7 protein-coding genes are annotated in these 13,940 nt (G+C 68.7%); 1 reads left to right on the top strand and 6 read right to left on the bottom strand.

What is annotated here, in order from left to right:
- Nucleotides 1-196: 196 nt before the first annotated feature.
- The 6 genes from pulA to ACWBNA_RS30360 form a co-directional block, all read right to left on the bottom strand.
- Entirely contained in the window at nt 197-5,602 is a 5,406-nt protein-coding gene (pulA, locus tag ACWBNA_RS30385; RefSeq protein ID WP_482707715.1) for a pullulanase-type alpha-1,6-glucosidase, read from the bottom strand.
- A gap of 106 nt (nt 5,603-5,708) precedes the next feature.
- Nucleotides 5,709-7,091: an alpha-amylase gene (locus tag ACWBNA_RS30380; RefSeq protein WP_482707714.1), complete on the bottom strand. Its 1,383-nt coding sequence runs from the start codon at nt 7,089-7,091 to the stop codon at nt 5,709-5,711.
- 132 nt (nt 7,092-7,223) lie between these two features.
- Entirely contained in the window at nt 7,224-8,903 is a 1,680-nt protein-coding gene (locus ACWBNA_RS30375) for a glycoside hydrolase family 13 protein (protein ID WP_482707758.1), read from the bottom strand.
- Nucleotides 8,904-9,054: 151 nt separating this feature from the next.
- The gene (locus tag ACWBNA_RS30370) at nt 9,055-9,966 is read right to left on the bottom strand and encodes a sugar ABC transporter permease (RefSeq protein WP_482707713.1); all 912 of its coding nucleotides are present in this window, start codon (nt 9,964-9,966) and stop codon (nt 9,055-9,057) included.
- Nucleotides 9,967-9,979: 13 nt separating this feature from the next.
- Nucleotides 9,980-10,984 (bottom strand): carbohydrate ABC transporter permease, encoded by a 1,005-nt coding sequence (locus tag ACWBNA_RS30365; protein ID WP_482707712.1) that lies wholly within the window; start codon nt 10,982-10,984, stop codon nt 9,980-9,982.
- Nucleotides 10,985-11,163: 179 nt separating this feature from the next.
- Nucleotides 11,164-12,432, bottom strand: a complete 1,269-nt coding sequence (locus ACWBNA_RS30360) for an extracellular solute-binding protein (protein ID WP_482707711.1) — start codon at nt 12,430-12,432, stop codon at nt 11,164-11,166.
- Between the two features lie 438 nt (nt 12,433-12,870).
- Here ACWBNA_RS30360 and ACWBNA_RS30355 point away from each other — a divergent pair, with 438 nt between their 5' ends.
- Complete coding sequence (locus ACWBNA_RS30355; RefSeq protein WP_482707710.1) at nt 12,871-13,905, top strand: LacI family DNA-binding transcriptional regulator; 1,035 nt, start codon at nt 12,871-12,873, stop codon at nt 13,903-13,905.
- Nucleotides 13,906-13,940: the final 35 nt, after the last annotated feature.

Genomic DNA, 13,940 nt, shown 5'->3' with positions numbered 1-13,940 from the left:
GGTGGGGCGGACCCGGGAACCGGGTCCGCCCCACCAAGGTAATGCCCTTGTCAGGAGGTCGGGGAGAATACCGCCACAGTCCGCCCAGGAACGATGAAGGTGCCCGATACCCGCGCGTAGGCCGAAGACTTGACGATAGGGTCCGCGCCCGACGCCTGCACCGGGTNCCCCCCCCCCCACCAAGGTAATGCCCTTGTCAGGAGGTCGGGGAGAATACCGCCACAGTCCGCCCAGGAACGATGAAGGTGCCCGATACCCGCGCGTAGGCCGAAGACTTGACGATAGGGTCCGCGCCCGACGCCTGCACCGGGTGCAGCCGGTAACCGCTGCCGGCGAGCGTGTCGATCCGCTGCTCCCGGGTGTCGGGGGTCGCGTTGAACACGACGACGAGGTCACCGAGCGTCATGGTGATCACGCCGGGTGTCTCGTCGTTTCCGGACAGCGGGAAGGAGAGCTTCGACTGCACCTGGCCGGCCGTGCCGAGGGAGAAGTCCTTCTCCGTCGTACGGATCCTCAGCAGATCCCGGTATGCCGCCGAGGCGCCCTCGATCTGCGGGCAGCCGACACCGGCCGCACTCAACAGGGGTCTGGCGTAGGGCCACTTGGATGCGTTGTCGGCGGCCGTCGGCAGTCCGCGACCGAAGCCGTTGCCGTCCCGGCAGTTCCAGTGGACGGCGTTGAACCAGTCGCCGCTGTCGTAGGAGTTGCGGTCCAGGGACTTGGAGCGCAGCAGGTCGGTGCCCGCCTGGGAGAGGGCGGGGCCCTGCGAGAGGGTGGCCGTCGCCATGGCGAGGACCTGCATGCGGGCGCGGTCGGACGCGGACGTACCCGCCGGCAGCTTGAAGGCGAGCGCGTCGAACAGCGTCTCGTTGTCGTGCGCGTCGGCGTACGCGAGGGCGTCGCCGGGTGCGTCCGCGTAGCCGGCGGGGGCGCCGTTGTAGTCGACCTCGGCGCCGGTGACCTCCTTGCCGTCGGTGCCGGTGAAGGTGAACGCCTTGAGGTTGCCGGAGAGCCCCACCTTGATCAGGTCCTGGTAGTGCAGGAGACGGGCCTTCTGCTCGGCCGAAGTGCCGTTGTTCTCGGAGGAGTTGGGGTCGGTATACAGGCCGGACGCGAAGCCCTGGACGCCGGGGTCCTCGTCGAAGGGGCCGCCGCCGCGTACGGCGTCGCGGGCCCGGTCGGAGAAGGTCGCGATGCCGGTCCCGGCCATGTTCCGCTGCGTGGCCTGCACGAAGCGGGCGTCGTCGGCGACCTCGCCGAAGTTCCAGCCCTCGCCGTACAGGATGATCTTCTTGCCGTCGACACCGTCCTTGGCGACGGTCAGCGCGTCGAGGGCCTTGCGCACCGCCAGGATGTTGGCCTTCGGGTGGTGGCCCATGAGGTCGAAGCGGAAGCCGTCGACCTTGTACTCCTTGGCCCAGGTGACGATCGAGTCGACGACCAGCTTGCCCATCATGGCGTTCTCGGTGGCCGTGTTGGCGCAGCAGGTGCTGCTCGCGACCGAGCCGTCGGCGAGCAGCCGCTGGTAGTAGCCGGGCACGATCCGGTCGAGGACGCTGGTGTCCGCCTGGCCACTGGCGGCCGTGTGGTTGTAGACGACGTCCATGACGACCCGCAGGCCGTCCTCGTTCAGCGCCTTGACCATCTTGCGGAACTCGACGGTACGGCCGGTGCCGTTCGGGTCCGTCGCGTACGAGCCCTCGGGGACCGTGTAGTGGTAGGGGTCGTAGCCCCAGTTGTAGGCGTCTTTCGCGGCGACCGCGGAGACGCATTCCTGCTGCTTGTCCGAGTCGGCCGGGTAGGAGGCCGGCTCGCAGTCGACGGTCGCCTGGTCGGACTTCTTCTCGGGGATGGTGGCGATGTCGAAGGCCGGGAGGAGGTGGACGTACGACGTCCCGGCCTTCGCCAGGTCACGCAGGTGCCGTGAGCCGTCGCTGTCCTTGTCGGTGAAGGCGAGGTAGGTGCCGGGGTGGTCGGCCGTGCGGTCCGCCACCGAGAAGTCGCGGATGTGCAGTTCCTGGATCTGGGCGTCCCGCAGAGCAACGGCCTTGGGCTTGACCAGCGAGGACCAGCCCTTGGGGGCGAGGGATCCGTCGTCGAGGTCGACGACCAGGCTGCGCTCGGAGTCGGTGGTCAGGGCGAGGGAGTAGGGGTCGGTGACCTTGTTGGTGACGACCTTGCGGACGCTGGGCGCCCACACCGTCACGACGTACCGGTATGCCTTGTTCTTCCAGGACTTGGGGCCGGTGACGGACCAGACACCGGTGCCGGCGTCGCGCCGCATGGCGACGGTGGAGCCGTCGAGTTCCAGGGCGACCTTCTGCGCGGTCGGTGCCCACACGGCGAGCGTGGGGCGGCCGTCGTGGAACGTCGGTCCGAGCCGCGCCTTCGTCGCCGCGGGGTACAGGTCGTCGAGTACGCCGGCGATCTGGACGCCCGTCGCGGCCAGTACGGCGCCGTTGGCGGCGCGCTGGGAGGCGACGACCTGGCCGCTCAGCGCCCTGCGCACCCGGTCACGGTCGCGCGGGTCGACGGACCAGGCGGTGGAGTCCTCGAGGTGCGGGAATGCGGCCTTCTGTGCGTCGGTGAGGGCGGTCCTGGAGAGCCTCAGCCATTTCGCCTCCCCCGTCAGCGTGCCCTTGTCGACGGCGATCGAGCCGTCGCGGGAGTAAAGAAGCTGGGTGGAGGCGGCCGCCTCGGAGCCGTTCCAGGCGACCGTGTTCCGGTCGATCCAGACCGCCTTGGAGGTGGTCAGGTCGAGCGCGGCGGCGGAGCCGGCCGGCTGCGGGAGCAGGTACGTCTCCTGGCCGTCCAGCAGCCACACCTCGTGGCCGTTCGCCGTGAGGTCGAGCGACTGGTCGGTGGGCAGGTCCTTCTCGTCGCCCTTGTGGATGATGTAGCTGAGGCTGCCGGCGCCCTCGGTGAGCGGTACCTCGAAGACCGCGCCGTAGCTGTCGGTCCGCACCGGCTTCAGGGGGTTCGACCAGTCGGTGGGGCTCGCGGCGCCCGTCCAGACGTGCAGGCCCCAGCCCTCGTAGTCGCCGTCGGCGCGGTGGTAGTGCAGCACGGCCTTCGACGTGTCCTGCGCGGGGTAGTCGGGCCGCTGTGTCCGTACGGTCTCCTTGCCCTGCTCGATCCAGATCTCGCCGGTCTTGGTGACGTCGATCGTGCGGTCGGCGGAGACGTCCTTGTCGCCGTCCTTGTCGATGACGAGGAAGCCGACGTTGGAGGCGCCGGGCTTCAGCTTGACGTAGGCGAAGGCGCCGTAGGCGTCCCGCCCGGTGAACGGGTGGCTCTTCGGCCAGTCGGTCGACTCGCCGTCGGCGAGGTCGCCCCAGGCGTACAGGCCCCAGTTCTCGTAATCGCCGTCGGTGCGCTGGTAGTGGACGACCGCGTAGTCTCGCGAGGAGGCGGAGGGGATCTCCTCGACGGGCGGGGTGCCGGTGACACTGTCGGCCGTGGCGCTCGCCGTACGGCCGGCCGAGTCGATGACCACCGCCTTGTAGCGCAGGGCGGTTCCGGCCGGTACGTCCTTGGCGACGGTCTGGGTGACCTTGTACGGGGCGTGGTCGGCGGACCCGAGGGTTCGCCATTCGCCGTTGCCGGTCTGGGCGGCGAAGACGACCCGGTTGAGCTGTCCGCCGTCCGGGTCCGCGGTCAGCTCGACGGTGCCGGTGGCACCGGGGGCGGGGGCCTTGAGGGTGATCGTCGGCTTGGTGGCGGGCTTGGCGGGCTTGCCGGACGCCTTGAGGACGATCGCCGAACCGGCCGGGACGGTGACGGTGATCTTCTTGTCGGTGTCGGAGGCCGCCGGTGCGGAGGTCCCGTAGATCCCCTGGAATCTCATGCCCGCCGAACCGGTCGCGAAGGTCGCCGTCCTCGCCTCGCCGGCGTTGTTGAAGGCGACGACGTACTCGGTCCTGTCGGCGGCGGTGCTCGTGCGGGAGAAGGCGTAGACGCCGGGACCGTCGGCCGCGTACCGCTCCGTCTGGACGCCGTCCGTCAGCGCCGGGTTGGCCTTGCGGAGCTCGGCGAGTTCGGCGATCCGGCGGTACAGCGGCGCGCTGGTGTCGTAGGCGTCGCTCGCGTGGGTGCGGTCGGTGCCGATCTCGTCGTCGTCGAGGTAGTCGGCGGTACGGGACGCGAACATCGTCTGTCGGGCGTCCTTGTCGCCGCCGGCGCCGGTGAAGCCCTGTTCGTCGCCGTAGTAGACGACGGGGTTGCCGCGGCTGAGGAACATCAGCTCGTTGGCGAGCCGGTCCTTGGCGAGGAGTTCGGCGTCCGTCGCCTTCGGGTTGTCCTGGTTCAGGAAGTGCCCGACGCGGCCCATGTCGTGGTTGCCGAGGAAGGTGACCTGCTCGTACGCGTTGGCCTTGTCGGTCGTGTACCTGTAGTCGTCGGCGAAGACCGAGGCGAGTTTCCGCGCGCTGCCGCCCTGGGAGGCGTACTGGCGGGCCGCCTCCTGGAAGGGGAAGTCGAGCGTGGCGTCGAGGCGGCCCTGGGTGACGTACGGCGAGGTGACCGACGTGTCGGCGGAGTAGACCTCGCCGAACATGAAGAAGTCGTCGCGTCCCCGCTTGGCCGCGTAGGCGTCCAGGGCCGTCGCCCACTGGGTCCAGAACTCCATGTTCACGTGCTTCACGGTGTCGATGCGGAAGCCGTCGATGTCGAAGTCCCTGACCCACCGCCGGTAGATCTTCTCCATCCCGCTGACGACCTCGGGACGTTCGGTCCACAGGTCGTCGAGGCCGGAGAAGTCTCCGTACGTGGTCGACTCGCCGGCGTAGGTCGAGTCGCCGCGGTTGTGGTACATCGTCGCGTCGTTGAGCCAGGAGGGAACCTTGGTGTTCTTCTTCGCGTCGGCCACGACGGGCGTCCGCGGGAACGCGTCGGCGTCGACCGGGGGGAAGTCCTCGTTGCCGTCCGCGTAGTCGGCGTCGTCGAAGGGCTCGCCGTCCTTGGTCAGGTACGGGAACGCGCCCTTGGAGAGGTAGTCGTAGGACTTCTCCTCGTAGTCGACGACGTCGGCGGTGTGGTTGGTGATGACGTCGAAGAAGACCTTCATGCCCTTGGCGTGGGCCTTGGAGATCAGCGTCTCCAGGTCTTTGTTGGTGCCGAAGTGCGGGTCGACCTGGGTGAAGTCGGTGATCCAGTAACCGTGGTAGCCGGCCGAGGCGTTGGTGCCCTCGCCCTGCACGGGCTGGTTCTTGAAGATGGGGGCCATCCAGATGGCGGTGGTGCCGAGGCCCTTGATGTAGTCGAGCCTCTTTGTCAGACCCTTGAGGTCGCCGCCCTGGTAGAAGCCCTTGTCGGTGGGGTCGTAGCCGGTACTCAGGCGTGAACCGGTCAGGCCGCCCCGGTCGTTGCCGGTGTCGCCGTTGGCGAAGCGGTCCGGCAGGACGAAGTAGAACTGCTCACGGGTGGCGTCGTGCCGGGCGGGCTCGGCGGCGAGCCTCGCGTCGGACGGCGGTGCGGGCGGGGTGTCCGCTCGGGCGGCCAGGGGCTGGACGAGCGCTGCGGCCAACGCGGTCACGGTGACCGCAGCGACCCGGCCGGCATGGGCAGTACGGCACCTCGGCGGCGCCGACCATCTCGGTATCACGGACGTGGACTCCTTGCGATGACGGCTTACGTGGGTCCGACCCCGCGCGACCGTATCGCCGTGGAAACACTTACAGCAAGAGTCCTGAAAGCATGAGAAAGAACTTTCAACAGCTCGACTTGCCCGCGTAGATCGCCAGAGCCGTGTCGGCGCCCAGCGTCGCGGTGAACTGGCCGCTCGCGTTCACCGACACCGTCGAGTTGTTCTGCACGTTGCAGTACGTCCCCGCGGGCAGCGAGGTCTGGAAGGTGCGGCTCAGGCTGCCCGACTCGTGGTTGACGGCGACGTAGCCCTTGGTGCCCCGGCCGAAGGCGATGGCGTCGGCGCCGTTGTCCCACCAGTTGCCGACCGGCTCGCCGCGCACGGCGTTGCGGAAGGCGACCATCGACCTGATCTCCGGCCAGGCGTGCTGGCACTTCCAGCCGTCCTGCCAGCAGGCACTGACCGAACCGCCGCCCGGCGGCCCCGCGTCCGTGTCGGAGAACTCGTAGCCGGAGTTGACGTCCGGGGCGCCGTACGGGTAGGCGAGCATGAAGACGTTGGCCAGTGTGTAGGCGGCGCCGTTCTTGTAGTTCAGGGTGCTGCCGCCCCGCTCGGTGTCGTGGTTGTCGACGAAGACACCGGAGACCGAGCTGTTCAGGTACCCCCAGCCCTCGCCGTAGTTCTTCAGGTAGGCGAGGTTCTCGTTGTTGAAGACGCGCTTGAGGTCGTAGGCGTAGCGGAACTCCTGGACGTCGCCGTTGCCGGTGTACTCGGTCGGCTGGACGGCCTCCCCGCTGCCGTAGATGACCTCCTGCTTCCAGTACACGGACGGGTTCGTCAGCCGGGACTTGATGTTCGCGAGGTCGGTCGCCGGGATGTGCTTGGCCGCGTCGATGCGGAAGCCGTCGACGCCGTACCCGAGCAGGGAGTTCAGGTAGCCGGCGATCGCCGAGCGGACGTAGTCCTCGCCCGTGTCCAGGTCGGCGAGGCCGACGAGTTCGCAGTTCTGGACGTTGCCGCGGTTGGTGTAGTCGGTGATCCTGGCCGTGCAGTCGTCGAAGTCGTACGAGGAGTACAGGCCCGGGTAGCTGTACTTCGTGTACGAGGAACCGCCGGTGCCGGTGCCGGTGCCCGCGGACATGTGGTTGACGACGGCGTCGACGACGACCTTCACTCCGGCGGCGTGACACGTGTCGACCATGTTCTTGAAGGCGGTGGCGTCACCGAGCCGGCCGGCGATCCGGTAGCTGACCGGCTGGTACGACGTCCACCACTGCGAGCCCTGTATGTGCTCGGCGGGCGGGGAGACCTGGACGTAGCCGTACCCGGCCGGGCCGAGCGTGGTGGTGCACTCCTTGGCGACCGACGCGAAGTTCCACTCGAAGAGGACGGCGGTGACGTCCTTGGTGCCGGGTGGCGCCGCCTGCGCGGGGCCGGCGGGGGCGATCACTGCGGCTGCGGCGCCCGCCACGAGGGCGCATGCTCCGGCTAGAGCTCTTCTGGCCATGTGGGGTTCCTTCTCCGTTGAAGGTTCTTGCTGAAAGCTTGCAAAGCCGTGCGGTGCCGCAGATCGTAGAGGCCCGCCTCCCGAAGCGGAAGGCGGGCCTCTGAAAATTCCTGGAACTTCTTGCAGGGACGGTCAGTTGGCCGTCCACCACACCGTCGTGTCCGCGGGCAGCTTGGCCTCGCCGTCCGTCTCGGCGACCTCGCCGCTGGCGAGGAGCAGACGGCCGTACGCCGGGGTGGTCACCGACTCGGTGCCGGTGTTGGCGACGCACACGAACTCGCCCCGGCGGAAGGCGAGGACGCCTTCGGGGGCCTTGAGCCACTCCACCGAGTCGCCCGCGCCGAGGTCGGGCTGTTCGCGGCGGACGGCGAAGGCGGAGCGGTAGAGCTCCAGGGTGGAGCCGGGGACGCCGGTCTGGGCCTCGACGCTCAGCTCCCCCCAGCCCTCGGGCTGCGGCAGCCAGCTGCCGCCCGCGCCGAAGCCGTACGACGATCCCTCGCGCGTCCACGGGATCGGCACCCGGCAGCCGTCACGGAAGCCGTCCTGGCCGGCGCCCCGGAAGTAGGCGGGGTCCTGGCGCACCTCGTCGGTCAGGTCGACGACGTCCGGGAGGCCGAGTTCCTCGCCCTGGTAGACGTAGGCCGATCCGGGCAGCGCCAGCATGAGGAGGGTCGCGGCCCGGGCCCGGCGCAGGCCGAGTTCGCGGTCGCCCGCCGTGCGGATCTGGGTGCCGAGGCCGGGCGGGTTGGCGAAGCGGGTGGCGTGGCGGGTGACGTCGTGGTTGGAGAGGACCCAGGTGGCGGGGGCGCCCACCGGGCGCATCGCCTCCAGGGTGCGGTCGATGACCGCGCGCAGTTCGTCCGCGTCCCACTCCGTGCTCAGGTACTGGAAGTTGAATGCCTGGTGGAGTTCGTCGGGGCGGACGTAGTTCGCGGTGCGCTCGACCGTCGGCGTCCACGCCTCGGCGACGAAGATGCGCTCGCCCGCGTACTCGTCGAGGACCGTGCGCCACTGGCGGTAGATGGCGTGTACGCCGTCCTGGTCGAAGAACGGCATGACATCGTTGCCCAGCAGCTTGAGCTGACCGTGGGATCCGAGGTCCGGGAGCCCCTCCGCCTTCACCAGGCCGTGCGCCACGTCGATGCGGAAGCCGTCGACGCCCATGTCGAGCCAGAAGCGCAGGATGGAGCGGAACTCGTCGCCGACGGCCGGGTGGTCCCAGTTGAAGTCGGGCTGCTCGGGGGCGAAGAGGTGCAGGTACCACTCGCCGGGGGTGCCGTCCGGTTCGGTGACGCGGGTCCACGCCGGGCCGCCGAAGATCGACTCCCAGTCGTTGGGCGGGATCTCGCCGTCGTCGCCCTTGCCGGGCCGGAAGTGGTAGCGCTCCCGCAGCGGCGAGCCGGGGCCCTCCGCGATCGCCCGCTTGAACCACTCGTGCTGGTCGGAGGAGTGGTTGGGGACCAGGTCGACGATGATCCTCAGGCCCAGCTCGCGGGCGTCGCGGATCAGGGCGTCGGCGTCGAGGAGGTTGCCGAACATGGGGTCGACGGCCCGGTAGTCGGCGACGTCGTAGCCGGCGTCCGCCTGCGGGGAGGCGTAGAAGGGGCTGAGCCACACGGCGTCCACGCCGAGGTCGCGCAGGTACGGAAGTCGGGTGCGGATGCCCTCCAGGTCGCCCATGCCGTCGCCGTTGCTGTCGGCGAAGCTGCGCGGATAGACCTGGTAGATCACCGCGTCGCGCCACCAGTCGCGGCGCTTGACGACGGTGGCGACGGCGGAGTTTTCGGCCCGGTCGGCGGAGTGCTGGCTCATGGCGTCCTTGATACGTGACGAGGTTTCGGTCATGGAGGCGTGCGTACGGAGGCGGGGCGGGTGACGAGGCGGCCGCGGTGCCTGCGGGGTCGGATGGACACCGCGGCCGCCACCCGCGCGCCTGGGCGCGCGGGAGTCGTGACGGAAGGGGCTAGCCCTTCGTGCCGCCCGCGGTGAGGCCGGTCACCAGGTTCTTCTGTACGAAATAGAAGAACGCGGAGACGGGTATGGCAATCAGCACCGCGGTGGCGGCCATGAGATTGCGCTGCGCGTCGTGCTCGCTGACGAAGGTCTGCAGACCGACGGCGAAGGTGTACTTCGTGTCGGACAGCATGAACGTCGCGGCGAACGCGACCTCGCCGAATGCGGTGAGGAAACTGTAGAAGGCGGCGACCGCCAGGCCCGGCTTGGCGAGCGGCAGGATCAGTCGCGCGAACGTGCCGAAGGGGGTCAGCCCGTCGACCCGTCCCGCCTCGTCGATCTCGAACGGGATGGTGTCGAAGTAGCCCTTCATCAGCCATGCGCAGTACGGGACCGTGGTCGTGCAGTACACCAGGATGAGACCAAGGTAGCTGTCGATGAGCTGCAGTTCCGACAGGATCTGGTACATCGGCACCATGAGTACGGCCACCGGGAACATCTGCGTGACCAGCAGCACCCACATGAACTTCCGGTAGCCCGGGAAGCGCATGCGCGAGACCGCGTAGCCGGTGGTGGCGGAGATGACGACACCGATGAGCGTGGTGCCCAGGGTGACGATCATCGTGGTCTGCAGCCAGTCGAAGAACTTCGTCTCCTGAAGCACGAACGTGTAGTTGTCGAACGTCATCTTGCCCCAGATGCGCCCGGGATGCAGGTAGTCGTCCTTGTCCGGGCCGAGGGACAGGAACACCAGCCAGGCGACCGGGAAGAGCGCGATCAGGCTCGCGGCGATCAGGATGCCGTGGGAGACGAGGCGGACGGCGGGGGTGCTCTCGCCGCGCCTGGTCCCCTTCTTCGGTGAGGTGGCCATGGAGTCCTCCTTGTTCACCGGGGCGGAGGTCTCGACGGTGGTCGTGCTCATGGTGACTCCTGCCTCAGATCGCGAGCTGCTGGTCATTGCGGTTCAGCCAGCGGCGGTAGAAGGAGGTGAAGACGATCAGGATGGCCAGCAGCAGGATGCCGTAGGCCGCCGACTGCGCGAAGTCGCGCGGCTGCTGTCCGAAGCCGAGGTAGTAGGCCCAGGTGACGAGGATCTGCGCGTCGGGGGCGGTGTTGCCGAACAGCAGGAAGATGATCGCGAACTGGTTGAAGGTCCAGATGATGCCGAGGAGCACGACGGTGGAGCTGACGGACCTCAGGCCCGGCAGGGTGACGTACCTGAAGCGCTGCCAGGCGTTGGCGCCGTCCATCTCGGAGGCCTCGTACAGCGAGGTGTCGATGGACTGCAGGCCGCCGAGCAGCGACAGCATCATGAAGGGCACGCCGCACCAGGTGTTGACCATGATCGCGGCGAACCGCTGCCAGAAGGTGTCCTCCAGCCACAGCGGTGTCGGCAGGTGGAGCGTGTCCAGGAAGGAGTTGATGATGCCGCCGTCGGCGAGCATGAACCGCCAGCCGAAGACGGTCACGAAGGTCGGCACGGCCCACGGCAGGATCAGGACCAGCCGGTAGAAGGTGCGGCCGCGCAGCTTCTGGTTGAGCAGCAGGGCGAGGCCGAGGCCGATCGTGTAGTGCAGGGTGACGCAGAGCGCGGTCCAGACGATCGTCCAGATGAAGTGCGACCAGAAGCGGTCGTAGGCCGTGTCGCCCCACAGGATGTCGGCGTAGTTGTCGAGGCCGATGAACTTGTAGGTGGCGTCGATGTGATTGACGCCGATCGTGCGGGCGGTGTTGAGGCTGTTGGCGTCGGTGAGCGTGAGGTACAGGCCGTACGCCAGGGGGTAGAGCACGAGGACGCCGAGGACGACCACCACCGGGGCGATCATCGCGTACGCGTACCAGTGCTTCTGGTAGCCGCGCCTCAGGCGCCCGCCCCCACCGGGCTTCGGCGCACGGTCACCGCGGCGCTTGCCGGTCGCGCGGTCGATGGCGACTGTCATGGGTTCGACACCTTCTTCGACACCTTCTGAAAGATCTTCGGCCTGAACGGCCTGAACGGCCTGCACTGGCTTGCCCCGGCTGTACGGCTGTACGGCTGTACGGCTGTACGGCCGGCCACAGGCCGGTGGCCGCCGGATCCCTTCCCCGGGTTCGCGGGGGATCCAGCGGCCACTCGAGGTCACTTGCTGAAGTCAGGGACCAGCTTGGCGATCGCGGTCTCCGCGTTGCCCAGGCCCTTGTCGAGGGACTCCTTGCCCCCGGCGACCTGCGGCAGCTCGGTGTCCAGCGGGCCCCACAGGGAGCTGTACTCGGGCAGCGCCGGGCGCGGCTGGGCGGCAGGCAGGACACCCTGGAAGCCGGCGATGCCCGGGTCGGCCTTGACCTCGGCGGTGTAGGCGTCGTCGCGGGTCGGCAGGGTGGAGTTCTTCAGCGCGATGCTCGCCTGGGACTTCGCGGAGGTCATGAAGTTGACGAACTTCAGGGCCGCCTTCTGGTGCGCGGAGTCCGAGCCGGCGTACACGGAGAGGTTGTGGCCGCCGGTCGGGGCGCCCGCCTTGCCGGTGGAGCCGGCCGGGACGGTGGCGATGCCGAGGTTGTTCTTGTCCTTGAAGGCGGTGCCCTTGTAGAAGTTGGTGATCTCCCAGGGGCCCTGGATGATCGAGGCGACCTTGCCGCTGACGAACGCCTCCTGGATGTGGGCGTAGGCGTCGGCGGTGGTGTCGGCCTTGTGCAGGCCCTTGCCGTCGAACAGGCTCAGCCAGGTGCCGTAGCCCTTCTTGGCGGGCGCCGAGTTCACGGTGACCTTCTTGGCGACGGCGTCGACGGTGTCGGTGCCCTCGCCGTAGAGGAAGGTCTGCGCGTAGTAGGCCTGGGTGGAGCCCCAGTAGCCGTCGACGCCGGTCTTGCCCTTGACCGTGGCGGCGGCCTTCTTCAGGTCGTCCCAGGTCTTCGGGGCCTCGACACCGGCCTTCGCGAAGAGCTCCTTGTTGTAGACCAGCGCGAGGGTGTCGGTGACCAGCGGCACGCCGTAGGTCTTGCCGTCGTACTTGGCCTGCTCGATCAGGTTGGGCTGGAACTTGCTCTCGTCGGCGAGGGCCTCGGTGCCGTCCAGCGGCAGGAAGTAGCCCTTCTTCGCGAAGGCGGGGGTCCAGCCGACCTCGGAGCGCAGGATGTCCGGGGCGCCCTTGGAGCCGGCGGCGGTGTCGAACTTGTTCTGCGCCTGGTCGAAGGGCACGTTGACGTACTTGACCTTGACGTCCTTGTTGGCGGCCTCGAACTCCTTGATCAAGGCCTGGTACGTCGGCGCCTCATTCGTGGCGTTGGAGGTGTCCCACCAGGTGATGGTGACCGGACCGTCGGCCGAGTCGCCGCCGTCACTTCCGCCGCAGGCCGTCGCCGCGAGGGCGAAAGACGCCATCAACGCGGTGGCCGCTATGCCACGCCGCATGAGTTCTCCTTGAGGGTGAAAGCCCGTGTGCTCACAGAAGACGGCCCCGTCTGCCGCCCCTGGTGACTTGCCGACTGCGCCGTTGCCGCCGCCGGGCGACGTGAACGTAACAGCGATGTAAGCGCCGCCGAAAGTCCTTGCAGCAAAAAAGTGCAAGACGTGCCGAGAGTTATCCCGCCGTAACCTCGTGTCGACCGTCGCGAGACCCTGAGAACCGGGATTTGCCGCTGTCCAGCGGGTATGGGGACAGTTGTGCAAGACTCTGCAAGCTCTTGCCACACGCTTCCACCGCGCGGGACCATCTGTCGCGGAACCGGACGCCGACGACGAACACGAGGGACCGCGATGAGGCAACAACCCCCTGCGGGCCGTTCCACCGGCCGCGCACGGCGTCCGATCGGTGTGCAGGGCGAGGGCCGGCCGGTACAGTCCACCCCTGTGACCACACGGCTTGCCGACATCGCTGCCCAGGCGGGGGTGAGCGAAGCGACCGTCAGCCGCGTCCTCAACGGGAAGCCGGGCGTCGCCGCCACCACCCGCCAGTCCGTGCTGGCCGCCCTCGACGTGCTGGGCTACGAACGCCCGGTGCGGCTGCGGCAGCGCAGCGAGGGCCTGGTGGGCCTGATAACCCCGGAGCTGGAGAACCCCATATTCCCGGCGCTGGCCCAGGTCATCGGCCAGGCGCTGACCCGGCAGGGCTACACGCCGGTGCTCGCCACCCAGACCCCGGGCGGTTCCACGGAGGACGAGCTGACGGAGATGCTCGTCGACCGGGGCGTGGCCGGCATCATCTTCGTCTCCGGGCTGCACGCGGACACCTCCGCCGACATGCAGCGCTACGACCAGCTGCGCGCACAGGGCGTGCCCTTCGTCCTGGTGGACGGCTTCTCGCCGAAGGTGCAGGCGCCGTTCATCTCCCCCGACGACCGCGCGGCGATGACCCTCGCGGTCACGCACCTGGTGTCGCTGGGGCACACGAGGATCGGGCTGGCGCTCGGCCCCAAGCGGTTCGTGCCCGTGCAGCGCAAGATCGAGGGCTTCGTCCGCAGCATGCAGGACCAGCTGGGTCTGGGCACGGAGGCCATCGAGACGGAGTTCGTCCAGCACTCCCTCTACACCCTGGAGGGCGGCCAGGCGGCGGCCGCCGCGCTCATGGACCGTGACTGCACGGCCGTGGTGTGCGCCAGCGACATGATGGCGCTGGGTGCGATACGGGCGGCCCGGCAGCGCGGCTTGGACGTCCCCAAGGACGTCTCGGTCGTCGGCTTCGACGACTCCCCCCTGATCGCCTTCACCGACCCGCCGCTGACGACGATCCGCAAGCCCGTCCCGGCGATGGGACAGGCGGCGGTGCGCACCCTCCTGGAGGAGATCGGCGGGACGCCCGCGCCGCACAGCGAGTTCGTGTTCATGCCGGAACTGGTGGTGCGCGGCTCGACCGCCTCGGCTCCCGGGGAACGCGGACGCCACTGAGGCGTACGGCTCGTCCGGCTCGTTCTCAGGGCGGA

The organism is Streptomyces sp. Q2 (assembly GCF_056820935.1).
This window is presented reverse-complemented; position numbering and strand designations above follow the sequence as displayed.

Coding starts and splice junctions, on each gene's coding strand:
- ACWBNA_RS30380 (WP_482707714.1), bottom strand. CDS start 7,091: ATGGCCAGAAGAGCTCTAGCCGGAGCATGCGCCCTCGTGGCGGGCGCC.
- ACWBNA_RS30375 (WP_482707758.1), bottom strand. CDS start 8,903: ATGAGCCAGCACTCCGCCGACCGGGCCGAAAACTCCGCCGTCGCCACC.
- ACWBNA_RS30370 (WP_482707713.1), bottom strand. CDS start 9,966: ATGAGCACGACCACCGTCGAGACCTCCGCCCCGGTGAACAAGGAGGAC.
- ACWBNA_RS30365 (WP_482707712.1), bottom strand. CDS start 10,984: ATGACAGTCGCCATCGACCGCGCGACCGGCAAGCGCCGCGGTGACCGT.
- ACWBNA_RS30360 (WP_482707711.1), bottom strand. CDS start 12,432: ATGCGGCGTGGCATAGCGGCCACCGCGTTGATGGCGTCTTTCGCCCTC.